20 protein-coding genes are annotated in these 25,831 nt (G+C 64.3%); 16 read left to right on the top strand and 4 right to left on the bottom strand.

Annotated elements, in window-relative coordinates:
- Window positions 1-58: 58 nt before the first annotated feature.
- Entirely contained in the window at window positions 59-1,900 is a 1,842-nt protein-coding gene (locus ABID58_RS24245; protein WP_354035175.1) for an ATP-binding protein, read from the bottom strand.
- A 139-nt stretch (window positions 1,901-2,039) separates the two neighbouring features.
- Entirely contained in the window at window positions 2,040-2,675 is a 636-nt protein-coding gene (locus ABID58_RS24240; protein WP_148754621.1) for a cupin domain-containing protein, read from the bottom strand.
- Window positions 2,676-2,879: 204 nt separating this feature from the next.
- Here ABID58_RS24240 and ABID58_RS24235 point away from each other — a divergent pair, with 204 nt between their 5' ends.
- The 8 genes from ABID58_RS24235 (at window position 2,880) to ABID58_RS24200 (ending at window position 15,252) form a co-directional block, all read left to right on the top strand.
- The gene (locus tag ABID58_RS24235; protein ID WP_148754620.1) at window positions 2,880-4,571 is read left to right on the top strand and encodes a peptide ABC transporter substrate-binding protein; all 1,692 of its coding nucleotides are present in this window, start codon (window positions 2,880-2,882) and stop codon (window positions 4,569-4,571) included.
- A 27-nt stretch (window positions 4,572-4,598) separates the two neighbouring features.
- Window positions 4,599-5,549: an ABC transporter permease gene (locus tag ABID58_RS24230; protein ID WP_354035173.1), complete on the top strand. Its 951-nt coding sequence runs from the start codon at window positions 4,599-4,601 to the stop codon at window positions 5,547-5,549.
- A 3-nt stretch (window positions 5,550-5,552) separates the two neighbouring features.
- Window positions 5,553-6,428 (top strand): ABC transporter permease, encoded by an 876-nt coding sequence (locus ABID58_RS24225; protein ID WP_354035172.1) that lies wholly within the window; start codon window positions 5,553-5,555, stop codon window positions 6,426-6,428.
- A 37-nt stretch (window positions 6,429-6,465) separates the two neighbouring features.
- Window positions 6,466-7,794 carry an NAD(P)/FAD-dependent oxidoreductase gene (locus ABID58_RS24220; protein WP_354035170.1) on the top strand — a complete coding sequence of 443 codons (1,329 nt, stop codon included), beginning with the start codon at window positions 6,466-6,468 and terminating at the stop codon, window positions 7,792-7,794.
- 7 nt (window positions 7,795-7,801) lie between these two features.
- On the top strand, window positions 7,802-8,728 hold the full coding sequence (locus tag ABID58_RS24215) for a 2-hydroxyacid dehydrogenase (protein ID WP_354035168.1): 927 nt from the start codon (window positions 7,802-7,804) through the stop codon (window positions 8,726-8,728).
- 9 nt (window positions 8,729-8,737) lie between these two features.
- Complete coding sequence (locus tag ABID58_RS24210) at window positions 8,738-10,606, top strand: ABC transporter ATP-binding protein (RefSeq protein WP_354035167.1); 1,869 nt, start codon at window positions 8,738-8,740, stop codon at window positions 10,604-10,606.
- 503 nt (window positions 10,607-11,109) lie between these two features.
- The gene (locus ABID58_RS24205) at window positions 11,110-11,625 is read left to right on the top strand and encodes a hypothetical protein (RefSeq protein WP_148754614.1); all 516 of its coding nucleotides are present in this window, start codon (window positions 11,110-11,112) and stop codon (window positions 11,623-11,625) included.
- Window positions 11,626-11,883: 258 nt separating this feature from the next.
- Window positions 11,884-15,252, top strand: coding sequence for an adenylate/guanylate cyclase domain-containing protein (locus ABID58_RS24200; protein WP_354035310.1), 3,369 nt, complete (start codon window positions 11,884-11,886; stop codon window positions 15,250-15,252).
- A gap of 128 nt (window positions 15,253-15,380) precedes the next feature.
- Here ABID58_RS24200 and ABID58_RS24195 read toward each other — a convergent pair whose 3' ends face one another.
- Complete coding sequence (locus ABID58_RS24195; protein ID WP_354035165.1) at window positions 15,381-16,604, bottom strand: polyhydroxyalkanoate depolymerase; 1,224 nt, start codon at window positions 16,602-16,604, stop codon at window positions 15,381-15,383.
- A gap of 178 nt (window positions 16,605-16,782) precedes the next feature.
- Between ABID58_RS24195 and ABID58_RS24190 the strand changes: the two genes are divergently transcribed.
- On the top strand, window positions 16,783-17,439 hold the full coding sequence (locus ABID58_RS24190; protein WP_354035163.1) for a glutathione S-transferase family protein: 657 nt from the start codon (window positions 16,783-16,785) through the stop codon (window positions 17,437-17,439).
- Window positions 17,440-17,720: 281 nt separating this feature from the next.
- Here the strand turns inward: ABID58_RS24190 and ABID58_RS24185 are convergent, their stop codons facing one another.
- A complete protein-coding gene (locus ABID58_RS24185; protein WP_148754610.1) occupies window positions 17,721-17,945 on the bottom strand; it encodes a hypothetical protein in 225 nt (74 codons plus the stop codon).
- Window positions 17,946-18,127: 182 nt separating this feature from the next.
- Between ABID58_RS24185 and ABID58_RS24180 the strand changes: the two genes are divergently transcribed.
- The 7 genes from ABID58_RS24180 (at window position 18,128) to ABID58_RS24150 (ending at window position 25,715) form a co-directional block, all read left to right on the top strand.
- Window positions 18,128-18,475: a hypothetical protein gene (locus ABID58_RS24180; protein ID WP_502916428.1), complete on the top strand. Its 348-nt coding sequence runs from the start codon at window positions 18,128-18,130 to the stop codon at window positions 18,473-18,475.
- 221 nt (window positions 18,476-18,696) lie between these two features.
- Window positions 18,697-19,530 carry a GyrI-like domain-containing protein gene (locus ABID58_RS24175; protein ID WP_354035162.1) on the top strand — a complete coding sequence of 278 codons (834 nt, stop codon included), beginning with the start codon at window positions 18,697-18,699 and terminating at the stop codon, window positions 19,528-19,530.
- Window positions 19,531-19,667: 137 nt separating this feature from the next.
- Window positions 19,668-20,594 carry an SMP-30/gluconolactonase/LRE family protein gene (locus tag ABID58_RS24170; protein WP_354035161.1) on the top strand — a complete coding sequence of 309 codons (927 nt, stop codon included), beginning with the start codon at window positions 19,668-19,670 and terminating at the stop codon, window positions 20,592-20,594.
- 104 nt (window positions 20,595-20,698) lie between these two features.
- On the top strand, window positions 20,699-21,292 hold the full coding sequence (locus tag ABID58_RS24165) for a GNAT family N-acetyltransferase (RefSeq protein ID WP_354035160.1): 594 nt from the start codon (window positions 20,699-20,701) through the stop codon (window positions 21,290-21,292).
- Window positions 21,293-21,306: 14 nt separating this feature from the next.
- Window positions 21,307-22,953 carry a GMC family oxidoreductase gene (locus ABID58_RS24160; protein WP_354035158.1) on the top strand — a complete coding sequence of 549 codons (1,647 nt, stop codon included), beginning with the start codon at window positions 21,307-21,309 and terminating at the stop codon, window positions 22,951-22,953.
- 946 nt (window positions 22,954-23,899) lie between these two features.
- The gene (locus ABID58_RS24155) at window positions 23,900-24,454 is read left to right on the top strand and encodes a TetR/AcrR family transcriptional regulator (RefSeq protein ID WP_354035157.1); all 555 of its coding nucleotides are present in this window, start codon (window positions 23,900-23,902) and stop codon (window positions 24,452-24,454) included.
- Window positions 24,455-24,521: 67 nt separating this feature from the next.
- Window positions 24,522-25,715 (top strand): MFS transporter, encoded by a 1,194-nt coding sequence (locus ABID58_RS24150; RefSeq protein ID WP_354035156.1) that lies wholly within the window; start codon window positions 24,522-24,524, stop codon window positions 25,713-25,715.
- The last annotated feature ends 116 nt before the right edge of the window (window positions 25,716-25,831 follow it).

Below are 25,831 nucleotides of genomic sequence, written 5' to 3'. Positions count from 1 at the left end.
ATTGGGAATTCCGGCCGTATCGGAGTGTTGCCCAGGTGTGGAGCGGAGTCCATCCGCCCTAGCCGTCGCGGTCGGACGCATTTTTCCGCAAGAACCCTTCGACCTCGGCCTGCACCGAATAGGGCGTCGGGATCGGGTCGCCTGCCGCATCGACGGCGGTGTCGAGCGAGCGGCGCAGCATGCGTGCGAGCTCGGCCTTGCGGTAGGGTTTTGTCAGAAGTGGCGCACCCCTGGTGGCGTGTCCCGGCCCATGCGGGGCGTCGTGCGCATAGCCCGACGTGAACAGCACCCGTAAGGACGGCCGCGCGGCCACCATCTCGTCGGCGAGCTCCCGTCCGTTCAAGGCGCCGGCCATCACGATATCGGTGAAGAGCAGATCGAAGGGCGTGCCCTGGGCCGCGATGGCGAGCGCGTCGCTCGCGTTGGCGGCGGGGATGACCTTGTAGCCGAGGCTTTCGAGCTGGACCGTGACGTAGTGACGGACATCGCGGTCGTCCTCGACGCAAAGGATGGTTTCCGTTCCGCCCACGATCTTGCGCTCGTCATAGCCGGTCGGGCGAAGCGCACTGGTCTCGGCCTTCGGCAGGTAGATCGTGAATGTCGTGCCGCTGCCTTCGGCGGATTCGACCTTGATGCCGCCGCCGGACTGCTTGACGAAGCCGAACACCATGCTGAGCCCGAGGCCCGTGCCCTTGCCGACCTCCTTGGTCGAGAAGAACGGATCGAAGATGCGTTCGAGGATCGCCCGCGGAATGCCCATGCCGGTGTCGGCAATCTGGATCTCGACGTAGTCGCCGGCATAGCCGGCACCGACCGCGACGGCCTCGCGCACGCCGAAGACCACATTGCGCGTCGTCAGCGTCAGCCTGCCGCCGTCAGGCATCGCGTCGCGGGCGTTGATCGCGAGGTTGAGCAGCGCCGAAGAGAGCTGTCCGCGGTCGGCGAAGGCGAGCCAGATGGTGCCGTCGAGCCTCCTCACGATCTCGATCTTCTTATCGAAGGTCGCCAGCAGCAGCTTTGCGAGCTCTTCGAGCAGGTCGTTGACGTCGATATCGGCCGGCTGCAGCGCCTGCTTGCGCGCAAAGGACAGCAGGCTCGAGGTCAGTGCCGCGCCGCGATCGGCGGCCTCGCTGATCAGCTTGGTGATGGTGGCGAGCGGCGTGTTATCCTTCACGGCCTCGGCGAGGATCTCGATCGTGCCCGTGATCACCGTGAGCATGTTGTTGAATTCATGCGCGATGCCGCCGGTGAGCTGGCCGACCGCTTCCATCTTCTGCGCCTGGATCAGCTGCTCCTCGGCGGCGCGCTTCTGGGTGACGTCCTTGACGAAATTGTTGATGACGGTGCGCCCGCCGAGCTGGAGCGTGGTGCTCGACGCCTCGATCAAGATCTCGTCGCCTTCCCGGTGCAGCAGGGTCGCCTCAAACCGGATGCCGATCGGCGCATTCGAGAGCTCGGGCAGAAGGCGCGTCATGCGTTGCCTGAAACCGTCGCGGAGCGGCTCGGCGATGAGAAGGCTGACGACGTCAGCGCCGAGCGCCTCCTTGCGCGTCCATCCGGTCAGCGCTTCCGCCTGAACGCTCCACTCCAGGATGATCCCGTTCGCGTCGGTCTGGACGAAAGCATCCAGCGCGGTCTTGATGACGGCCTGGGTCATCTGGGCACTCGACTGCGCCTGCTCGGCCAGTTGCGCGGCGGTGCGCTTGTCTTGAGCCGCCTCGATCATGCGCGTGCAGAGCCGCGCGATCAGCACCGCGACGGCGCCGCTTGCGAGCAGGGCAATGATCTGGGCAATACCGAACCAGGGTTGTCCGGTCACGGCATACGAGACGAGGAGAGCCGCGGCGGTCACGACGACCTGCGCGGCCATCGCGAGTGTCAGAAGCCCCCTGAGTTTCATGCTTTCGCACCAACGACGTCAGTCGCGAACCCCCAAAGTCCGCTTTGTCAAATGAGTCCGGCTCCATGTGAGCTACAGACTCCCTGCGGCGGCGTCGAGGGCAATTTCCGGCGGTATCGGGGCGAGGTGTTCCTTTGGGTCAACTTGCAGGCGAATCGGTCTGGCGCAGCGTTGTGACCCAGATCACGCGCGCGGCCTGCTGGGTTGGGTTGTCGAACATGTGCGGCACGATGCTCGGAAAACGAAAACTGTCGCCGGCTTCCAGCACATGGGCCTCGTTGTCGAGCCACAGGCGCAGGCTGCCAGAGAGGATGTACCCGGCCTTCTCGCCGGTGTGCTGCAGGAAGTCGGTGCCTGACGAGGCGCCGGGATTGAGCGTGAGCTCGTAGAGCTCGAGCTGGCCCGTGCCTTCCGGCGTCAGCGCTTCCTTGACGACGCCGCTGGCGGTGAGCCGCAGCAGGCGCCGGTTGTTCTTGCGCACGATGTAGCGCTGCACGTCGGCGGCGGGATCGCTGGTCTCGAAGAAATAGGAGATGGGCACGTCGAGCGCGATGCTGAGCAGGCGCAGCGTGCGGATCGACGGCATCGCGCGTGCCCGTTCGAGCTGGCTGATCATGCCGTTGGAGAGGCCGGTCTTGGTGGCGACGTCCTGGATCGAGAGGCCGGCGCGCTGGCGCAGCAGCCGCACGGTCTCGCCGAGCCGCTGGTCGACCGCATCGTCGGTCTCGGTCGTCGGCGCGTCCTTCGGACCGTTCGTGTTGCCGCGACCATCCATGTCGCTCTCCCGTGCATGACCTCACCGCCGGAATTGGCCGGCGGTGTGAAAAGGTCGCGCATCCTAGCAATCCGATTGACAGCTGTATTTAGTCATGATGAACTTTTGATCGAAAAATTTAGAAGCACTAAAGCCCACTCCTGTCCCTTTGCCGGGGTCTGGGGGCGCGGGAGACGGTGCCGGGTGCGACAACGGAGAGTGGTCATGGCAGACGACACCGGCAAGTTCGGCGTTGGGGCACTGCATCTCGGCATTCCGAATCGCCGTCAGTTCTTCCAGCTCGGCGCGGGCGCGGCGGCGGGATGGAGCCTTGCCGGTAACGCCTTCGCCCAGACCGAGCGCTCGGGCAATCCGCCGGACAAGCCGCGCGGGCAGGTGATTGCGGCGCTGTCGCAGGAGCCGACCGTCTTCCATCCGCTGATGCCCAGCATCGAGGTCGACCAGGGCGTCTGGTGGCAGGTGTTCTCGCCGCTCTGGTTCATCGATCCCGATGGCAGGTTCATCCCCGACCTCGCGCGCGAAGTCCCGACCATCGAGAATGGCGGCCTGTCGGCCGACGGCCTGACCTGGAAGATCAAGCTGCGCAGCGACGTGAAGTGGCACGACGGCACGCCGTTCACGGCGGACGACGTGAAATTCTCGCTCGAGCTGAACAACAATCCCGACTTTCGTGCGCGCAGCCGCGTCGGCCATAGCCTCGTGAAGGATATCAAGATCGTCGCACCCGACGAGATCCATTGGCGGATGGAGGCTGCCTATTCGCCCTACATGTCGATTCTGGGGGCGCTGACCTTCATCGTGCCCAAGCACATCCTGGAGAAGGTGTCCGATCCGAATGCCTCGCCGTTCCACAACGCGCCGGTCGGGACCGGACCGTTCCGCTGGGGCGAGCGCGTGCCCGGCGACCATATTCAGTTGAATGCCTACACCGGCTATCACGGCAAAGGACCTTACGTCGAACGCGTGGTCTTCAAATATATCCCTGATCTCACCGTCCTCTACACCCAGTTCCGCACCGGTCAGGTCGACTACACCGGCCTGCAAGGCATCTTGCCGAACTTCGTGCAGGAGGCAAAGACGCTGAAGGGCCGCAAGATCTTCGTCTCCGCGACGTCCTCGGTCGAGCACATCGCGCCCAATCTGGAGTTCGGGCCGCTCGCCGACCGCACGGTGCGCGAAGCGCTGTATCTTGCGATCAACAAGCAGGCGATCATCGATGCGCTGAATTACGGCCTGCCGACGCCGACCGAAAGCTTCGTGCCGCAGCAGGCCTGGTCGTTCCAGCAGGGACTGCCGCAGCACAAATATGATCCGACGAAAGCGAATGCGCTGCTCGATGCGGCCGGCTGGATGCGCGGCTCCGGAGGCGTGCGCGAAAAAGGTGGCGTGAAGCTCGAATTCACCAATTCGACCACGTCAGGCAATGCCGTTCGCGAGCAGACCCAGCAACTCCTGATCCAGGACTGGCGCGCGATCGGCGCGACGATGCGCGTCAACAACATGCCGGCGGCCGTGATCTGGGGTGATTTCTGGCAGCAGTCGAAATTCAACTCGGTGATCGTGGGGGTGAACTTCATGCTGGGCAGCGACCCCGACGTGACGCCGCGCTTCGGCTCCGGCGCCATTCTCGCCAAGGGCGGCCGCGGCTACAACACCTATCAATACCAGAGCGCGGAAGCCGACCGGCTGCTTGCCGAAGGCGCCAGGCAGTTCGATCTCGCCCAGCGCAAGATCACCTATGGCGATCTGCAAAAGCTCGTCCGCAACGACCTCGCCATCCTGCCGCTGTTCCAGGGCTTCATCGCCGAAGGCGTGAAGGAAGGGCTGCAAGGGTTCCGCCCCAACATCAACATGTCGATCAACTGCTGGAACATCCGCGAGTGGTACTGGGCCTGATGCATTCGATCCGCGGGATCGCCTGAGATGGCCCGTTACGTCGCCAATCGCCTGGCGCAGGCGATGATGCTGCTGGTGATCGTCTCGGCGATCGGCTTTGCGATTCTGCATCTTGCGCCTGGCGGCCCGCTGTCGCAGTTTGCCGTCTCCGGGCAGATGACGCAGGAGGATCTCGCCCGCGTCACCAGGCAGCTCGGGCTCGATCGTCCGCTGCCGATCCAGTATCTCGACTGGTTCGGCCGCATGCTCAAGGGTGATTGGGGCAGGTCGTATCGCGACGGCGAGACGGTGCTGTCGGTGATCTCCTCGCATCTCGGCGCCACGCTGGAGTTGATGACGACGGCGACCATCATCGCGGTGCTGCTCGGCTGCTGGATCGGCATACTCGGCGCGCTCCGGCGATATTCGCTGTTCGATTCGCTTGCCACCGTCGGCGCCATGATCGCTCTGTCGATCCCGACCTTCTGGTTCGGCCTCATCACCATCTACGTTTTTTCAGTGACGCTGGGCTGGCTGCCGGCCGGAAACCGCGAGACTGTTGGCGACGGCTCCTTCTTCGACCTGCTGCATCATCTGATCGCGCCGGCCTTGGTGCTGGCGCTGGTCGAGACCGCGATGTGGGGCCGCTTCATGCGCTCCTCCATGCTGGAGGTCATCAACCAGGACTACATCCGCACCGCGCGCGCCAAGGGCATGCCGGAATGGCGGATCCTCACCGTGCATGCCTTGCGCAACGCGCTGCTGCCGATGATCACGGTGGCCGGTCTTCAATTTCCGACGCTGCTCGGCGGCGCGCTGGTCGCCGAGACCGTTTTCACCTGGCCCGGCATGGGCCGGCTGTTCCTCGATTCCATCGGCTATCGCGACTATCCCGTGGTGATGGGCATTCTGATGTTTTCGGCAATCATGGTGCTGATCGGCTCGCTGCTGGCCGACATCTTCTATGCCGTCGTCGATCCGCGCATCAGGGTGGGCTAGGCGATGACGATCGCGACCCTTTCCACGGACCAGCCCGCGCCCGGCCAGGCGGCGTGGCGGAGATTCCGCCGACATCGGCTCGCGCTCGCCGGAGCTGTGATCATTCTGGTTCTCGTGCTCGGTTCGGCATTCGGTCCTTATCTGCTGCCTTTCGACGACACTTATATCGACATCATGAAGCGGTTCGCGCCGCCGTTCTCGGCCGCGCACATCCTTGGCACCGACGAACTCGGCCGCGACGTGCTGGCGCGGCTGATGATGGGCGGGCGGGTGTCGCTTTCGATCGGCATCGTCGCGATGGTGATGGCGATGGCGGTCGGCATTGTCGTCGGCGCCTTCGCCGGCTTCTATGGCGGCGTGGTCGGCGCGGTGCTGATGCGGCTCGTCGATGCCGTGCTGTGCTTCCCGACGATCTTCCTGCTCCTTGCGCTCGCCGCGCTCACCGAGCCCGGCCCCGTCACCACCACCGTGCTGATTGCGGCTACCGCATGGATGAGCGTTGCCCGCATCGTCGAGGCGCAGGTCCGTTCACTGCGGGAGCGCGAATTCGCGGTCGCAGCTCTCGCGTTCGGTTCGTCGAACCTGCGGATCATGTTCCGCGAGCTGGTGCCCAACGCGATTGCGCCGATCGTGGTTGCGGCAACGCTGAACGTTGCCCAGGCGATCCTGCTCGAGTCCTATGTCAGCTATCTCGGCTATGGCATCCAGCCGCCGGCCGCGAGCTGGGGCAATATGCTCAACAACGCGCAGATCTATCTCACCAGCGCGCCCTGGCTTGCGATTGCGCCGGGCCTCGCGATCACGCTGGCGGTGACGAGCTTCAATTTCCTCGGTGACGGCCTGCGCGACGCGCTCGATCCGCGAATGAACATCCCATGACGAGCCAGACCATCGAACTGAAGTTCAGGAGTGCATCATGTCCCCGCCGCTCAACCGTATAAGCAGCGACGAACGCCTGCCCGCGCAGGTGGACGTCGTCGTCATCGGCGGCGGCGTCATCGGCGTCTCCGCGGCCTATCACCTTGCGAAGAAGGGCCTCTCCGTCGCGCTGGTCGAGAAGGGGCATGTCGGCGGCGAGCAGTCGAGCCGCAATTGGGGCTGGTGTCGTCAGCAGGGCCGCGCCCGTGAGGAGATTCCGCTCGCACGCGAAGCGTTGCTTCTGTGGGAAGACATGCAGAACGACGCCGGCGTCGATGCCGGCTTCCGCCGCACCGGCGTGCTGTTCCTGACCAAGAGCAAGGACGAGCTTGCGAGTTGGGAGCGCTGGGCGGCGGTCGCGCGCGAGATGCAGGTTCACTCGACCGTGCTGACGCCGGCCGAGGTCGCCGAGCGCATGCCGGGCAATACCGACAAATGGGTCGGCGGCCTGCACACGCCGAGCGATGGCCGCGCGGAGCCGTCGATGGCCGTGCCGGCGCTGGCGACGGCTGCGCGCAAACATGGCGTCACCATTCACCAGGGCTGCGCTGCGCGCGGGCTGGAGACACAAGGAGGAAGGGTCAGCGCCGTCGTCACCGAGAAGGGCACCATCCGCACGCAAGCCGTGCTGCTGTCGGGCGGCGCATGGTCGTCGCTGTTCTGCCGTCGTCATGGCATTGAGCTGCCGATCGGCCTCGTCAACGCCACCGCGTGCCGGACCACGCCAGCGCCGGAGATCACCTCGGGCGCGCTCGGTACCGATCTCTATTGCATCCGCCGCCGCCTCGATGGCGGCTTCACGCTGGCGCTGCGCAACCGCGGCACGGTGGAGCTGTCGCCCGACCTGTTCCGCTACGCCCGCACGTTCTGGCCGACCTATCTGCATCGCAAGAACGGACTGAAGCTCTCGTTCGGCAAGTCGTTCTTCGACCAGGTCATGCGCGGCACCAGCTGGAGCCTCGACAAGCCGTCGCCGTTCGAGACCGAGCGCGTGCGCGATCCCGAGCCCGACATGTCGCTGGTCAATGCCGCGCTGGCCTCGCTGATCAAGGCGAATCCGGAATTGAAGGACATCGAGATCGCGGAGGCCTGGGGCGGGACCATCGACTGCACACCCGACACGATCCCCGTGATCTCGCCGGTCGATGCGCTGCCCGGCTTCTTCCTCGCGACCGGCTTCTCCGGTCATGGTTTCGGCATCGGCCCTGCGGCCGGCAAGCTTGCCGCCGACATCGTGACCGGCGCGACGCCGCTGGTCGATCCCGCCGCCTACAGCCACAAGCGCATGATCGACGGCCGGCGGCTCGCGCCGGTCAGCCCGTTCTGAGGGCGGCATGACGGTTCTCTACAAGGCCAACATGGTACGCGGTGCAGAGTGGGCGACGTTCTTCGCCGAGCGCGCGCCGGACATGCCGTTCCGGCTGTGGCCCGACATCGGTGATCCCGCAACGGTGCGCTATCTCGTGGCTTGGCAGCCGCCGGACGATATCGCGGCGGCGTTCCCCAATCTCGAGCTGGTGTTCTCGGTCGGCGCCGGCGTCGATCAGTTCGACATCACAAAACTTCCGCCGCATGTTCCGCTGGTCCGCATGATGGAGCCCGGTATCACCGAGCGCATGGTCGAATATGCCTGCATGTCGGTGCTCGCGCTGCATCGCGATCTCGTGCAGTTCATCGGCCAGCAGCGCGACCAGGTCTGGCGCGAGCTCTCCGTGACGCACACGAGCGAACGGCGTGTCGGTGTGATGGGACTCGGTCTGCTCGGCCAAGCCGTGCTCGAGCGGCTCAAATCGTTCGATTTTCCGCTGCTCGGCTGGAACCGTTCGCCACGCAGCATCGCGGGCGTCACCTGTTATGCGGGTGCGGACGCCCTGCCGGATTTCCTGGGGCAGACCGACATTCTCGTCTGCCTGCTGCCGCTGACATCGGAAACGCACGGAATACTCAACGCAAAATTGTTCGCGCGTCTGCCCGGCGGCGCGCGGCTGCTCAATGTCGGGCGCGGCGGGCATCTGGTCGAGGCCGACCTGATCGCGGCATTGGATGGCGGCGTGCTGTCGGCCGCCGTGCTCGACGTTGCCGAACCTGAGCCGCTGCCCGCGGGCCATCCGTTCTGGAGCCATCCGCGCATTCTTCTGACCCCGCACATCGCCAGCACGACTAAGCCGGAAACGGCGGTCGACTACGTGCTCGACACTATCGCGCGCCACCGCCGCGGCGAGCCCCTGCCGGGGCGTGTCGACCGTGATCGCGGCTACTAGGATCCTTGCATGAGCATCGGCGCAAACGCACCTGACCAAGTCGTTGCCGAAGCGCAGGCGCCCGTGCTGTCGGTTGCGGGCCTCACCACGTCGTTCCTGCGCGAGCGGCAATGGATCCCGGTCGTTCGCAACGTCTCCTTCGAGATCGCGCCCCGCGAAACCGTCGCGATCGTCGGCGAGTCCGGTTCGGGCAAGAGTGTCACCGCGCTCTCGATCATGCGGCTCATTCCCAAGGAGAGCGGCCAGAGCGAGGGCAGTATCATGCTTTCCGGCCGCGATCTGCTGACGCTACCCGAAGCGAGCATGAAGGACATCCGCGGCAACGATGTCGCGATGATCTTCCAGGAGCCGATGACGAGCCTCAATCCGGTGCTCACCATCGGCTTCCAGATCGCGGAAGCGTTGACCCAGCATCGCGGCCTGTCGCGCGCGGCAGCGGAAGCCGAGACCATCCGCCTGCTCGACCGCGTCCGTATCCCCGGGGCAAAATCGCGCTTCCACGAGCATCCGCATCGTTTCTCTGGCGGCATGCGCCAGCGCGTGATGATCGCGATGGCGCTGGCCTGCAAGCCGAAACTCCTGATCGCGGACGAGCCGACAACCGCGCTCGACGTCACCATCCAGGCCCAGATCCTGCAACTGTTGAAGGAGCTTCAGCAGGAGGAGGAGATGTCGATCCTCTTCATTACCCACGACATGGGCGTGGTCGCGGAGATCGCGGATCGTACCGTGGTGATGTATGGCGGGCAGGCGATGGAGACCGACGCGACGCCGCGCATCTTCGCTGCACCCTCGCATCCCTATACGCGCGCGCTGCTCGCGGCCGTGCCGCGGCTGGGCTCCATGGACGGCCGGACGCGGCCGATGCGCTTTCCGATCGTCGACAAGGTCACGGGCACCTCGGACGAGCCGACGGAGACGCCCGACACGGTGTCGAGCGCCGAGCGTCCGCTGTTAGAGGTGTCAAATCTCACCACGCGCTTTTCGATCCGCTCGGGCCTGTTCGGCAAGGTCTCGGGCCGTGTGCACGCGGTCGAGAACATCTCCTTCAGCTTGCGCGGCGGCGAGACGCTGGCGCTGGTCGGCGAATCCGGCTGCGGCAAGTCGACCACGGGACGCTCGATCCTCAAGCTGACCGAGCCCGACGCCGGCACGGTCCTGATCGACGGCCAGAACGTGCTCGCCATGAACGGCCGCACCTTGCGCGATTTCCGCAAGCACATGCAGATCGTGTTCCAGGATCCGTTCGCGAGCCTCAATCCGCGGATGTCGGTGGGAACGGCGATTGCTGCGCCGCTGCTGGCCAATGGTCTCGCGACAGCGTCGCAGGCGCGCGACAAGGTCGCCGACCTCCTCGAGCGTGTCGGTCTCACTGCCGACATGGCCGCGCGTTTCCCGCACGAATTCTCCGGTGGCCAGCGCCAGCGCATTTGCATCGCGCGCGCACTCGCGCTGGGGCCAAAACTGATCGTCGCGGACGAGGCGGTCTCCGCGCTCGACGTTTCGGTCAAGGCGCAGGTCGTCAATCTGATGCTCGACCTGCAGGCCAGCATGGGGCTGGCCTATCTCTTCATTTCCCACGACATCGCGGTGGTCGAGCGGATGAGCCATCGGGTCGCGGTGATGTATCTCGGCGAGATCGTCGAGATCGGCCCGCGTGCTGCTCTGTTCGGCAACCCGCAGCATCCCTACACCAGGAAGCTGATGGCGGCCGTTCCCGTGCCAGATCCGTCACGCCGCGGCACCAGGCGCGACGTCGCCAATGACGAGATCAGAAGCCCGGTCCGCGCGCCCGACTACCAGCCGCCGGCCCGGCAATATCGTGAAGTCTCGCCGGGCCACGTCGTCCAGGCCTGGGGCGAGGAGTGGTCGGCCTGACGCGCGCAGGGTGCGGTGCGCTTTCGGTGACGCGGCCGAACCCATGAGTTGACGTGCGCGAAACAGGCAAGCGTGGATAGGTCTGACGTCGGCGAAACGCGGGACAGCTTGTGAACTAACCGCGCCTTTCAGCTTCCGCTCCTGCGCTCCCGAGTATCGCGACAATGCAGACCTGTCCTCCGGAAATTGTGACCAGATCGAACGACAAGGAACTGCGGTATGTGAACTGCCTCATATTCCATCGCTCTCTTTTCGAGCTATCACGCCCGCAAGAAATTGCCGCACCCGGACCCAACTGACAGACACGGGTGAGATGCAATGCCTGCGAAGCCGCGTGCTCGCAGCTTTGGATTGGCCCTCGTCTTGCTCACGAGCAAGTCAGCCCCATCACTCAGCACAGATTTTTCAGAAATTGGAATCAAGGGAATCGCAAAACGCGTCCACGAGGCTGCCCTCTATTCAGGGGCGGCCGGTAGGTCGCTTATTACCTGAGGAGTTCCCCAATGAAGATAAGCAACGCAGTTTCCAGCGCATTATCCGTAACAGGATACGTCGGCAATCTTCGGATTGCTCGTTCTGACCTGATCAAAGCGGCCCATCTTCTTGAAAGAATTGGGCTCGCAGCCATCGGGGCATCTTGTGGCCTCTATGTGGGTGCGACCTTGTTGCGTCAGAGAGGTGGACTGTTTGAAAGCGGCTGGATCGTGCTGCTAATGATGCTCTACGGAGCTCTTAGCTGTTATGTCGGAATTGATTTGTCTGGCAGCGTCGCGCGGAAGTCGATTTCGAGCATCTCGGAAGAGTGGAATGGTTCCGAGGTGGCAGAGATCATGAGCGCCGCAGGAACGTTCGGCGCTGCGATGGCAGCAACTCTCTCCGTCAGCATCCTTGTCCTTGATCAAAACCTGCCCAATGGCCTGATAGGCTTTGTTGCCGGCTCTTGGGTGGTTGGCTCTTCGCTTCAAGTTGCGGCGGGCACGATGGCTCGTACCCGCGGAGTCCCCATGGACAAGGAATGATGATGTGCGCACGGAAGACATCTGTTTGGACGCTAGTGTTTGGCTTCGGCTTCAGTCTGAAAGCGAGTAGCTGGCGATCTTTCGCAACCTCAGTAGTCAAACGTTTGCGTGCCGGCGATTTTAGTGGTGCAACCGTTCGCATCGAGCACTATCCATGGAAGTGGTATCGGCACTGAGCAGCCTAATTTGTCGCACGACAAACAAGGCGTGCCATCGTGGTCACGTTGGGATATCGTCCCCGCGCCGTGGTCCAAAATTCTGCGAAACCGCCAACCACACGATCGGTGGGAGCCAATGCAGATTGCGGAGTGGCTCGAGAACCTTGGACTTGGACAATACGCGGAGCGTTTTGCCCAAAATGGGATCGACGTGGACGTCCTTCCCGAACTGATGAGCGAGGACTTCGATAAGCTCGGAGTCCTGCTCGGCCATCGCCGTAAAATGCTGCGTGCTATTGGTGACCTCGATCCGGCCGCGTTGATCGCATCGCCGGCTCCTCCTCCTCAGGACGCCGAGCGGCGCCACCTCACCGTTATGTTTTGCGATCTGGTCGGCTCGACTGCACTCTCGGCGCGTCTCGATCCCGAGGATATGTGGGAGGTGATCCGGGCCTACCGCGCCGCCTGCGCGAGCGTCATTGCTGCCTATGACGGCAAGATAGTCAGGTTCGTCGGTGACGGAATACTCGTCTATTTCGGCTATCCCCGCGCCCACGAGGATGATGCGGAGCGCGCAGTGCGAGCGGGCCTGGACGCCATCTCAGCGATTAGTCGGCTCAAAACAGGCGCCGACGAGCGGGTTGAACTGCGGATCGCAATCGCGACCGGGCTTGTGGTGGTCGGCGACCTCATCAGCGGCGATGCGTCAGAAGAGCACGCAACGGTCGGCGATACACCAAACCTCGCTGCCCGGCTCCAGAGCCTGGCGGAACCGGGGGCGGTCGTCGTTGCGTCGTCGACGCGACGGCTGCTTGGCGACCTCTTCACTTTTCGCAATCTCGGCCGCCGCGAGGTCAAGGGGATATCCGAACCCATCGCGGTCTGGGCGGTCGAGGGGGCGGGCGCATCGGAGAGCCGGTTCGAGGCGGTCCGTGCGGCCCGCTCGATCGGCTTTGTCGGCCGCAAGGAGGAGATTGAATTCACGCTCTCGCGCCAGCGGCTCGCATGGCAGGGGCAAGGCCAGATGGTGTTGATTTCTGGCGAAGCGGGCATCGGCAAGTCGCGCATTGTCGCAACGCTGTCCGAAAGTCCCGCCTTGGGGGCGCACCGCCGGGTGCGGTATCAGTGTTCGCCCTACCACACCAACAGCGCGCTTCATCCCTTTGTCGCGCAGATCGAGCGTGCCGCCGGCATCTGCTCGCACGACACGCCCAGGCAAAAGCTCGACAAGCTTGAGACAATGCTGGCGCTTGGAACACAGCAGGTCGCCCCAGCTACACCGCTCATTGCGGCTCTCCTTTCGATTCCAACCAGCGACCATTGTCCACCGCTCGGGTTGAGTCCAGCGCAGCAGCGACGACAGACATTTGCCGTCCTTCTCGATCAGCTTGAGGGGCTGGCGCGAGAGCAACCCCTGCTGGTTGTCTGCGAGGATATGCATTGGGCCGATGCCACGACGCTTGAACTGTTCGATCTCGGGGTCGACCGGATCAGGGGACTCCCGATACTCGTGCTCATGACGGCCCGGCCGGAGTTCGAGCCTTCCTGGTCGGGCCTTGCCAACGTCAGCTTGGTGCGGCTCGACCGGCTCGATCGGCGGGACACGCGCGCGCTGGTCGAGGAGGTGACCGTTGGTCGCCATCTGCCACGCGAAATGATGAAGCAGATCATCGACAGGACGGATGGCATCCCGCTATTCGTCGAGGAACTGACAAAGATGGTGCTGGAGTCCGGACTGCTCGTCGAAGATGCCGGGCGCTATCGCCTCGGTCGTCCGCTCCCGCCGCTCGCTATTCCGGCGACGCTGCAGGATTCTCTGATGGCGCGGCTCGACCGGCTGGCTCCAGTCAAGGAGGTGGCGCAGATAGGCGCCGCTATCGGTCGCGAGTTCTCATACCCGCTGCTGAGATATGTGGCGGGACGCGATGATTTGACGCTCAGCGCTGCGCTAGAGCAACTCGGAGAGGCCGGACTGCTGGTGCGTCGCGGGGCTCCTCCCGAAGCAGACTATAGTTTCAAGCACGCTCTCGTTCAGGAAGCGGCTTACGAGAGCCTGCTTAAGAGCAAACGGCAGGTGCTTCACGCGCGTATCGGCGATGTCCTGCGTGAGAAGTTTCCGATCGTCGCCGAGACTGAACCTGAAATTATAGCACACCACTTCACGGAAGCCGGGCTGAGCGAAACCGCCATCGAGTGGTGGCGCAAGGCGGGCCAGCAGGCGTTGAAACGTTCGGCCTATTCCGAAGCGATTGCACATTTTGGCAAGGCGATTGCCACCGCCGATGAATTGCCCGATGAGCCTGGCCGGTTGATGAGCAGGCTGCATCTTCAAATCGCATATGGCCGCGCATTACGAGGCAGTCTCGGGCACAGCGCCCCGGAAACGGTGGCCGCATGGACGCGCGCCCGACGGATCGCAGCCGACATCAACGATCCGGTTGAACTTGCGCCAGTCCATTCGGGCCTCTTCAATGCCTGCCTGACACACGGCGAGTTCGCTCCGATGCGGGAGTTGGCGGATTCCATCATGAGCGCCGCTGACCGACGACCGCACTCGCCAGTGGCCGCCGTCGTCGCGCATTGGACGGGTGGAGTCACCTGCTGGTTCGGGGGTGACTACTTGAACGCGAGAGCGCATCTTGAGCAGGCACTCGATATCTATGGTGCCGAGCCGGATCCCGCGACGTTCAGGGCCTCGGCGCTGGATCTCCCGTTCGTGATCATGAGGTTTCTTGCCCTGGTGCTTTGGCCGCTTGGCGAAATCGCTCGCGCACGCCGCCTCGCCGCTGAAGGGGTGAGCGCTTCGGGCGAAAAGCGGGCGCTTTCCCAGGCCAACGCGCTTGTCCATCGAGCCGTGTTCGACGGACTATGCGGGGGCATGTTGCAGCAAACAGAGACGATCCTGGCGCTCGGTCTCGCTCGCGACCATACGATGCCGCTGTATGTGGCCGCCGGCACCTACCTGCATGGCCTGGCCAAGTGGCGCGCCGGCGATCGAACGGCCGGACTGACGGACATGCGTCGCGGCTGGGCCTTGCTGCACGAGAATGACTGCTATCTCTGTGAACCGTTTTGGGGGATGCATGTCGCGATGGCGAACGCGGAGTCCGGCCAACTCGAAAACGGGCTGGAAATCTTGAGCGAATTGATCACATCCGCAGGGCAATCCGGCCAGCATTGGCTTGATGCCGAGCTGCATCGTGTCCAGGGGGAGCTCTTGTTGCGTCACGACTCTGCGGCCGATTCCATGGCTGAAAATGCCCTCAATCGCGCGCTGGAGATCGCTCGACACCAACAGTCAAGGACTTTTGAGCTGCGCAGCGCCCTTGGACTTGCGCGCCTGCACAAGAAGAATGGCCGGGTGGGCGCAGTGTCCGTGGCGCTGGCTGCCGTGCTCGCTGGATTCGATGCGGAGCGAGATCTTCCAGAAGTTATTGAAGCGAGGGAACTGCTCGAGAGGGAGCCTTAGCTACGTGCCGTTTCTCCAGCTGGCCGTGGCAAGAGAGGCATCTCGATCGTTCCGCCCGCATCTTCGAAGCTCGACGCCCAATTGCCTATTGGGTTCGCAGCGCGACGCGAGGGCGAGGGAATGCAGCCTCACGAATTCACGTGCACGAAGTCCCGCAGCAGTGGATAGATCTCGTTATTCCAGCGCTTGCCGGAGAACACGCCGTAATGGCCGACGCCGGCCTGCATGTGATGGACGCGGCGATAGGCGCGGACGCCGGTGCAGAGATCCTGGGCGGCGAGCGTCTGGCCGATCGAGCAGATGTCGTCCTTCTCGCCCTCGACCGTCATCAGCCCCATCCGGCCGACGGCCCTGGTGTCCACGGGACGGCCGCGATGCATCAGCTTGCCCAGCGGCAGCAGATGCTCCTGGAACACGTCGCGCACCGTCTCGATGTAGAACTCGGCCGGCAGGTCCATCACCGCAAAGTATTCGTCATAGAAGGTCTTGATGCTCGCCGCCTTCTCCTTCTCGCCCTTGGCGATGTGGTTGGCGAGATCCACGTGCTGCTTGATGTGGCGCTCGAGGTTCATCGAGACGAAGGCGGTGAGCTGCACGAAGCCGGGATAGACTTTCCGGAGCGCGCCGCGGCACTGCACCGGCACGTAGTTGATCAGGTTCTGCTCGAACCATTCGATCGGCTTGCTCTTGGCGAAGTCGTTGACCTTGGTCGGCTGGATGCGCGTGTCGATCGGCCCCGCCATCAGCGTCAGCGTCGCAGGCCGCGAGGGATGGTTGCCCTCGCACATGATCGCGGCGGCCGCGAGCGCCGAGACCGAGGGCTGGCAGATCGCCACCATATGCGGGCGCGGGCCCAGTTGCCCGAGGAAGTCGATCAGATGCTCGGTGTAGTCGTCGAGCCCGAAGCGGCCTTCGCTGCGCGGGATCTCGCGCGGATTGTGCCAGTCGGTGATGTAGACGTCGTGGTCCTGCAGCAGCGTCTTCACCGTGCCGCGCAGCAGCGTGGCGAAATGGCCGGACATCGGCGCCACCAGCAGCATGCGCGGCTGCTCGGTCACGCCGTCCTTCTTGAAATGCAGCAGCGAGCCGAACGGCGTCGCGTAGGCGACCTCCTCGGTAACGCCGACCTCGCGATTGCCCACCATCACGCTGTCGATGCCGTAGGCCGGGCGGTCATAGGTGAGGGTGGAGCGCGAGATCAGCTCCAGCGCCGCCGAGAGCCGGCCGACGACCTGGTCGGACAGGCCCTGCGGCACCAGATTGAGGAATTTGAGCGCGGACGAGGCGCCCGCCCGCCACGGCGCCGTCAGGTCCATCTGGTTCTGAAAAGCCTGATAATACATCGACATCATACTGAAGCGCCCACCTGTCCGATGGTGCCATGCAATATCGGAGCCAAAAGCGCGTTGGGCCGCCCTCAAGATTGGCACGTCGCTTGCTGCTCATTCTCCAGGAAGCACAGGTGACGGGCACGCCCAGGCCGGGCGGCGTGCAAGTCACAGCAAGTCAAAGGCATGAGGGAAGAGCCCTATGGCGAAGGCGACACTGACCATCAGCAGCAAGAATTACTCGTCCTGGTCGCTGCGTGGCTGGCTGCTGACGAGGTTTTCCGGGCTCGATTTCGAGGAGATCGTCACCGCGCCGGACGATGCATCGGCGCGCGCCGAAATCCTGCTGCTGTCGTCCTCGATCCTGGTGCCCTGCCTGCGCCACGACGGCGCCACCGTCTGGGATACGCTGGCGATTGCCGAATATCTCAACGAGGCGATGCCGGACGCCGGGCTGTTGCCCGCCGATCGCGTCCAGCGCGCGCATTGCCGCTCGATCTGCGGGGAAATCCATTCCGGCTTCACCACGCTGCGCGCCTCGCTTCCGGTCAATCTGAAGGGGCATTTTCCCGGCTTCAAGATCTGGTCGCGCGCGCAGGCCGACATCGACCGGGTCTGGTTCATCTGGCGCGACTGCCTGGCGAAATCCGGCGGCCCATTCCTGTTCGGCGAGACCCGCACCATGGCGGATGCGATGTACGCCCCCGTGGTGACGCGCTTCGTCACCTATGACGTCAAGCTCGAGCCGCGGCTCAAGGCCTATGCCGACACCATCATGGCGATGCCCGAGATGAAGGAATGGATCGCGGCCGCGAAGGAAGAGCCGGCCGAGATCGAGGAGCTCGAGGTCGAATATTAGGCAGACGCTGCACCGCTCTGCCTGTTTCCGGAGCGGCGACGGACTGCGCCCCAGCCGCCCCCTATGTCCTTGTCAATATTAACTTTTGGCGCCGGCAATTGGCGAGGGGCAGCGGTCATGTCGCGCAGATATTGTGCGCCATAGCGGGGCCTTGTCGACATCTAGCCGTGAACAGCCGCGTACAGCGCCAAACGGCTGATTCGGACGTGATTCGTTCGGGCCGCGTTCCGTTCGTTAAGGCTGAGCGCGGCCCCGTTGCATTTTGAGACAGACGAGTGCTGTCAGGCCACGCCGGAATGCTTTAAGCGCGGCACGCGCCAGCCGATGACGGTGGCTTCCACCGGGACGCCAGCCGCGTCGTTCTGCCAGCGGCCCTCGACATAGCGGCAGGCGAACGGCAGTTGATACGTTCCGCTGTGATCCTCGCACAGCACCTCGACCGGCAGGCCAGCTGGCGGCTCGCCGGCACCGTCGAATTCCGCCAGACGTCTATCGCGCGTTGCCATTCCAAAAATCTCCCCTAATCAAAGCCGCGGAAAGAGCGCCCACTTCTTCCGCGCGCGGTTCACTGCTCCCCGTCCGAGGGAACAACCAAGCTCAACGCGAGAATGCGGTACGAGTGTGGTAGCTTCGGGGAGGCGCGCTCAATCGGCGCACATTGCCGTGATTAATTTGATGAGGAACCGGAATGCCGCGCACGCTCGCCGCCGTTTGTTTCGCCATGTTAGCGCTCGTCGCGCATGCGCCGGCGCACGCGCAGGACGTCCCTGGCATCGAGATCTGCACGGTCGAGAAGACCATGGAGCGGCGCACGAGCTGTCTCCAGAGCAATGTCGATTTTCTCCAGAAGACCATCACCAGGCTCAATCTCGATCACCAGCAAAAAGTCGATGCCGCCAACCGTCAGATCGACGCGCTGAAGGTGACGCTCGTAGGCTTGCAGAAGACCATCGGCGATCTCCAGGCGGCCCAAGTGAAGCAGGCGGACGATCTGAAGAAGAAGCAGGACGCGCCGCCGCCGAAGGATGCGAAGTAGGTGGTGTCGTGTCCCGGACGCGGCGCGGCATGAAATGACGCGACGCAGAGCCGGGACCCAGGGACCACGAGATCGCGGCAATATGGGCCCCGGCTTAGCAGCGCACCCCGCCGCGAAGCGCGGCGCGTTGCACTGCATCCGGAGCACGCGAGCAATCCTGATCAAGCGGAGCGCAGAAAGCACACGCATCATCGTCCCGCTTCGAACGAGAGTCGTAACCCATGAACCCAGCCCAGCGCGCGCTCTGGTACATTGAGAGCCATCTGGCCGAGCCGATGACGCTCGACGAGATTGCTGCGATCGGGGGCGTGTCGCGGTTCCACATGGTGCGTGCGTTTGCCGCAGCAGTCGGCCTGCCGGTGATGCGCTACGTGCGCGCACGGCGGCTGAGTGAGGCGGCGCGCAATCTTGCCAAGGGCGCGCCGAATATTCTGTCGCTGGCGCTGGAAGCGGATTACGGCTCGCACGAAGCATTCACCCGCGCGTTCCGCGACCAGTTCGGCACCACGCCCGAAGCGGTGCGGGCCGCGACATGCGTCAACCATCTCACACTTCAGGAGCCGATCCTCATGGAGTCCACTATGCTCGACGATCTCAAAGCCCCGCGTTTCGAAACTGCAAAGGCCTTCCTCGTCGCCGGCCTCGCCGAGCGCATCACCTGCGACAACGGCGCCATCATTCCTGGGCTGTGGCAGCGTTTCCATCAGGAGGTCGCCGGCATTCCCGCGCGCGTCGGGAGCGTCGCCTACGGCGTGTGCTGCAACGGCGACGATGCCGGCAATTTCGATTACATCGCCGGCATCGAGGTCGCCGACTTCTCCGATCTGCCGCGCGGGCTCGGCCGCATCCGCATCCCCGAGCAGCGCTATGCGGTGTTCACCCACACCGACCACGTCGCCTCGATCCGCCGCACCGTCAACACGATCTGGAATCAGTGGCTGCCGGCCTCGGGCCTGAAGGCCGCGGACGCGCCGAACTTCGAGCGGTACGATGAGAAGTTCGATCCCGTGACCGGCAACGGCGGCTTCGAGATTTGGGTGCCCGTAAGAGAGTAGCGCTGCAACGCTGGCATACCATCCCGCTTGCTTGGCAAGGGGGACCTACTTTGTCATAACCGCTGGCAAAACTTGCCAGCGGGGCCCGTGCCGGACATCCCGAGCAAGCCATAACAAGCAGCCGGGAGGGTCCCCCAATGTCCAACGTCCGTGTTCTCGCCACCGACCTCGAATTTCCAGAAGGGCCGGTCGTGATGCCTGATGGTTCGGTGGTGCTGGTGGAAATCCGCGGCCAGCGCCTGACTCGCGTTTATCCCGACGGCCGTAAGGAGATCGTGGCCAAGGTGCCGGGCGGTCCGAATGGTGCGGCCCTCGGCCCCGACGGCAAGATCTACATCTGCAACAATGGCGGCTTCTCCTGGATCCCGACCCGCAACATGATCATGCCGGGACCGCAGCCGGACGATTATCTCGGCGGCTCGATCCAGCGCGTCGACCTGCAATCCGGCCAAATCGAGACCGTCGTGACCAAATGCGGCGAGCACGATCTGCGTGGGCCGAACGATCTCGTTTTCGACAAGCACGGCGGCCTGTGGTTCTCCGACCTCGGCAAGCGCCGTGCGCGCGAGATGGATGTCGGCGGCATGTACTATCTCAAGCCCGGCATGAAGGAGATCGTCGAGGTCGTGCACGGCGTGTTGCCCGCCAACGGCATTGGTCTCTCGCCGGACGAGAACACGGTGTACATCGCGGAGACGCCCACCGGCCGGCTCTGGGCCTATGAGCTCTCCGCGCCCGGCACGCTGAAGCCACGCGAGGTGATATATCGCGGCGAGCGGGGCAAGCCGATCTGCGGCCTCGGCGGCTACCAGATGTTCGATTCGCTCGCAGTGGAAGCCAACGGCAATGTCTGCGTCGCCACCCTCGTCTCCGGCTGCATCTCGGTGATCGCGCCTGATGGCACCCTGGTCGAGCAGGTCCCGACCGGCGACCGCGTCACCACCAATATCGCCTTCGGCGGCCCCGAGCTGAAGACGGCCTACATCACGCTGTCCGGCAACGGCGAGCTGATCGCCATGGACTGGCCGCGCGGTGGTTTGCCGTTGAATTTTCTGAATAAGTGAGCCAAGCCGTCATTGCGAGGAGCGAAGCGACGAAGCAATCCAGACTGCCTCCGCGGTAAGACTCTGGATTGCTTCGCTCGCAATGACAACGGAGAGAGTCCCAAATGCCTTGGCCTGATCCCATCACCCTGCGTGGACAGCACGCCCGTCTCGAGCCGCTGTCGAAAGAGCACCGCGAAGGACTGGTGGAGGCCGTGAAGGACGGCGAGCTCTACACGATCTGGTACACTGCGATCCCGACGCCGGACAACGTAGCCAAGGAGATCGACCGCCGCCTCGGCCTGCAGGCCGCGGGCTCGATGCTGCCGTTCACCGTGTTCGACGCCGGCGGCAAGATCGTCGGCCAAACGACTTACATGAACATCGATGCCGCCAACCGCCGCGTCGAGATCGGCTCGACCTGGTATGGCAAGAGCGCGCAGCGCGGCCCACTCAACACGCAGTGCAAGATCCTGCTGCTGACCCACGCGTTCGAGACGCTGAACTGCATCGCGGTCGAATTCCGCACGCACTTCTTCAACCACCAGAGCCGTCGCGCCATCGAGCGCCTCGGCGCCAAGCAGGACGGCATTTTGCGCAGCCACCAGGTCGCGCCGAACGGCACGCTGCGCGACACCGTGGTTTACAGCATCACCGCCGCCGAATGGCCGACGGTGCGGACGCATTTGAATTATCAACTCAACGACAAGCCGCGCTGAGCGGCCGAGGCACCATGGATAGATTCGATTATGTGATCGTCGGCGCGGGCTCCGCCGGTTGCGTCCTCACCAGCCGGCTCAGCGAAGATCCGAACGTCAGCGTCTGCGTGCTCGAGGCGGGCCCGAGCGATTGGCATCCCTACATCCATCTCCCGGCGGGTTTCATCAAGACCTTCCACATGAAGAGCATCAACTGGGCCTACCAGCAGGAGGTCGGGCCTTACACCGGCGGGCGCAGCATCTACGCGCCGCGCGGCAAGACGCTCGGCGGCTCGTCCTCGATCAACGGCCACATCTACAACCGCGGCCAGCGCATGGATTTCGACACCTGGGCGCAGATGGGCAATCGCGGCTGGGGCTATGCCGACGTGCTGCCCTATTTCCGGCGGCTCGAGAAGCGGGTCGGCGAGGGCGAGGACATCTATCGCGGGCGCGACGGCAAGCTCACGGTCACCACGATGGAGTGGCGCGATCCGCTCTGCGAAGCCTTCATGGAAGGAGCGGTCTCGCTCGGCATCCCTCGCAACCCCGATTACAACGGCGCGAAGCAGGAAGGCGTCTCCTACTGCCAGCGCACCATCGACAGGGGCCTGCGCGTCTCCGGCTCGACCGCGTTCCTCAAGCCCGCGATGAAGCGGCCGAATGTGCATGTGCACACGCATGCGCACGCCACCGAGATCATCTTTGAAGGCAAGCGTGCCGTCGGCGTGCGCTACATGAAGGGCGGCTATGGCGGCACGCCGGTCGAGGTGCGCGCCAACAAGGAAGTGATCCTCTCCGGCGGCACTTACAATTCGCCGCAGCTGCTGCAGCTCTCCGGCGTCGGCTCGCCGGAGCTGCTCGGCGCTCACGGCATCCAGGTGCGCCACGCGCTGCCGGTCGGCGAAGGCTTGCAGGACCATTACGCCCCGCGCACGGTGGCGCGGGTCAAGGACATCAGGACCATCAACGAGCTTCGTCGTGGCTTCTCGCTGTGGATCGAGGCGCTGAAATGGGCGACCGCGCGCCGCGGCCTGCTCTCGCTGTCGCCGACCATGGTCTATTGCTTCTGGCACTCCGGCGAGAGCGCCGACTCGTCCGACTTGCAGCTCACGTTCACGCCGGCGAGCTACAAGGAAGGCGTGCAGGGCCAGCTCGAGGACGAGCCTGGCATGACCGTCGCATCCTGGCAGCAGCGCCCCGAGAGCCGCGGCTATGTCCGCATCCGCTCAAGCGATCCGTTCGCGCCGCCGATCATCCAGACCAATTATCTCGACGCCGAGCTTGACCGCCGCGTCATCGTCGGCGGCATGAAGCTCGCGCGCAATCTCCTGAAGTCCGCGCCGCTCTCGCCCTACTACGCCTATGAGGATTTCCCGGGTCCGAACATCAACGCCGACGACGAATTCCTCGCCGCCGCCACCGAACGCGGCACCACCACCTTCCACCCCGGCTGCACCTGCCGCATGGGCCCGGCGGATTCGACCTGGGCGGTGGTGGACGACCAGCTCCGCGTTCACGGGCTCGAAGGTCTCCGCGTCATCGACGCATCAGTCATGCCGCGCATGATCTCGGCGAACCTCAATGCATCCACGATGATGATCGCGGATCGTGCCTCGGACCTGATCCGCGGCAAGCAGCCGATTGAAGCCGCGCGCGTGCCGGATATGGCGGTGGCGTGAGGGGCACGTCTTCGTCGGGCAAAACACCTGCCACCCCGTCAACCCCTCCGTGGACGCGGCAGCGTCGGCACGAGAGGCTAAGGGCAGGGCGGATTGCTCTCCGTGAACCCGAGGCTTCGTGCGGACGAGCGGCGCTGTGCGCGTACGGCAAAACCGTGTGGTCCCGGCCGTCGTCGCTACGGTCAAGCCGTCGCGGAGGTGTCAGCGAGCCCAACCGGGTGGACTGTCGCCGTTAATTCGCGAGGCGAGGGAGGCCAGAAGGAATTCGGCTCCCAGGAGAGCGCGGCATAAAGCCGTCAACCCACTGCGCAGGGAAGGCCGTGTGTTCGGCTTCACCTGTATGCCGCTGTGGCAATTTCCTATTGCGCTACACGCGCACAGCGGACCGCGGGTGCCAAGCCGGCACCCGGCCTTCCCTGCGCCCTCTTTCATGAGGGTGTAACGGAGAGAGCATAGCTCGGGCGAATTGCGCCGCGAGGACGCGAAGGTGTGTCTGCGATTCAAAGTGCGAACCGGAGGAGCGAAACAGTTGCCTCATACTCCGTCATTGCGAGCGCAGCGAAGCAATCCAGACTGTCACCGCGGAAGACTCTGGATTGCTTCGCTGCGCTCGCAATGACGAATGGAGAGAGCGGCGAGCTCAAATCTCTCACCGTCACCCTGAGGTGGCCGCTTCTTCAGCGGCCCTCGAAGGGCGACGGCCCGGCTGCATCATCTCGGCCGTTCATCCTTCGAGGCTTGTTCAGCGGCGCATGCGCCGCCCAACGCGCCTCAGGATGACGGGACTGGCCGCGTCAGCATCGCAAGCCTGCCCGTCCCCATCCTCCCAATCACAACCAGGTGTCTTGATTAGGAAGCGATTATTCCCTATTGTCCCGCAATGCAAAAATCCGCACGTCAGTCTCAATCTTCTCCCCAGCCGCCGGGCCGTCCCCGGGAGTTTGACATGGAGACGGCCCTCGACGGCGCGATCCGGGTGTTTTGCGAGCGCGGCTATCATGCCACCTCGATCGGAGAGCTGACCGCGGCGATGCGGCTTGCCACGGGCAGCGTCTACAAGGCGTTTCGCGACAAGCATGCCGTGTTCCTCGCCGCCTTCGAACGTTACGTCACGGTGCGTGGGGAGCAGACCCGCGCGGCGGCGGCGCGGGGTGCGAACGGCCGCGAAAAATTGCGCAACGTGCTGCTGTCCTATGTCGAGCACTCCCAGGGCAGCGAGGGGCGCCGCGGCTGCATCGTGGTCGGCAGTGCGGTCGAGCTGTCGGCGGTCGATCCGGTGATGCGGGCGCGCGTCACGGCGCAGCTCAAGACCAACGAGAACTTCATCGCCGGCCTCATTCGCGAAGGGCAGGCGGACGGCTCGATTCCGGACCATGTCGAAGCGGACGACACCGCGCGGCTGATGATCTGCATGACGCAGGGCCTGCGCGTCGTCGGCAAGGTGCGCCTGCCGCTCGACGGCGAGCGCCTGGCCGGCGTCGCGATGAAGCTGCTTGCCTGAACATTAGTCAAATTAGGAAATGGTCGTTTCCTATATCTGGAGACTTTGACGTGCCGGAGAGTTTGGAATGACGATGAATGCCACGATCGACGCCGCACCCGAGCCGGATGCCGTGTCGCAACGACTGACCTTCGTGCTTGCCGCGGCCTGTGGCATGGTCGCCGCCAACATCTACTATGCCCAGCCGCTGATCGCCCCGATCAGCGCCGCGCTCGGCCTGTCGCATGCAGCCGCCGGCCTGATCGTGACCATGACGCAGATCGGTTACGGCACCGGCTTGCTCTTCATCGTGCCGCTCGGCGATCTCGTCGAGAACCGCATGCTGATCTGCACCGTCATCACGCTCGGTGCGGCGGCGCTGCTCGCGGCCGCGTTTGCGACTCATGCGCTGCCGTTCCTGATTGCCGCGCTGTTCATCGGCCTCGGCTCGGTGGCGGTGCAGGTCATCATTCCCTATGCCGCCCATCTCGCGCCGGAGGCCATTCGCGGCCGCGTCGTCGGCAACGTCTCGACCGGATTGATGCTCGGAATCATGCTGGCGCGGCCGGTGTCGAGCTTCGTCACGGCGGCGCTGTCGTGGCATGCGGTGTTCTTCGGCTCGGCAGCGTTGATGATCGTGCTCGCGGTCGTGCTGCGTCTCACGCTGCCGAAACGCAAGCCGGTGGCTCGGATGCATTACGGCGCGCTACTGCTGTCGATGCCGCATCTGGTGCGCGCCACGCCGCTCTTGCGGCGCCGTGCGCTCTACCAGGCCGGCCTGTTCGGCGCCTTCACCCTGTTCTGGACGGTGGTGCCGCTCCAGCTCGCGAGCCAGTTCGGCTTCACCCAGCGCGGCATCGCCCTGTTCGCGCTCGCCGGCGTGTCCGGCGTGTTCGCGGCGCCGATCGCAGGACGACTGGCCGATCGCGGCCATAGCCGCATCGCCACGATCGCCGCGATGCTGTTTGTCGCCCTGGGCTTCCTGGTGACGCATGTCGGCGCGGCCGGGTCCGTCCTCAATCTCGCCTGCCTCGTCGTTGCCGCGATTGCGATCGATTTCGGCGTGCAGGGCAATGTCATAGTGGGCTTCCGGGCCATCTTCGTGCTTGGGCACGAGAACCGCAGCCGTCTCAACGGGCTCTATATGGCGACGTTCTTCGCGGCCGGTGCGGCCGGGTCTGCGCTCGGCACCTGGGCGTTCGCGCAAGGCGGCTGGACGCTGGCCTCGGCCATTGGCCTTGCGCTGCCGGTCGCGAGCCTGATCTACGCGGCAACCGAATAGAGGTACGATTGTGTGCCGTGGCCGTTTACCAAGGGTTGGGTCGGCGGCCCGGCGGGTGCAATTTCCGTCTCGCGGATTCCCTTGAGCTGTAGTACTTTGGTCGCAAGCGGCCTGGT

Origin of the sequence: Bradyrhizobium sp. S3.2.6 (assembly GCF_040546885.1) — a bacterium.
GTDB classification, from domain to species: Bacteria; Pseudomonadota; Alphaproteobacteria; order Rhizobiales; family Xanthobacteraceae; genus Bradyrhizobium; species Bradyrhizobium cytisi.
This window is presented reverse-complemented; position numbering and strand designations above follow the sequence as displayed.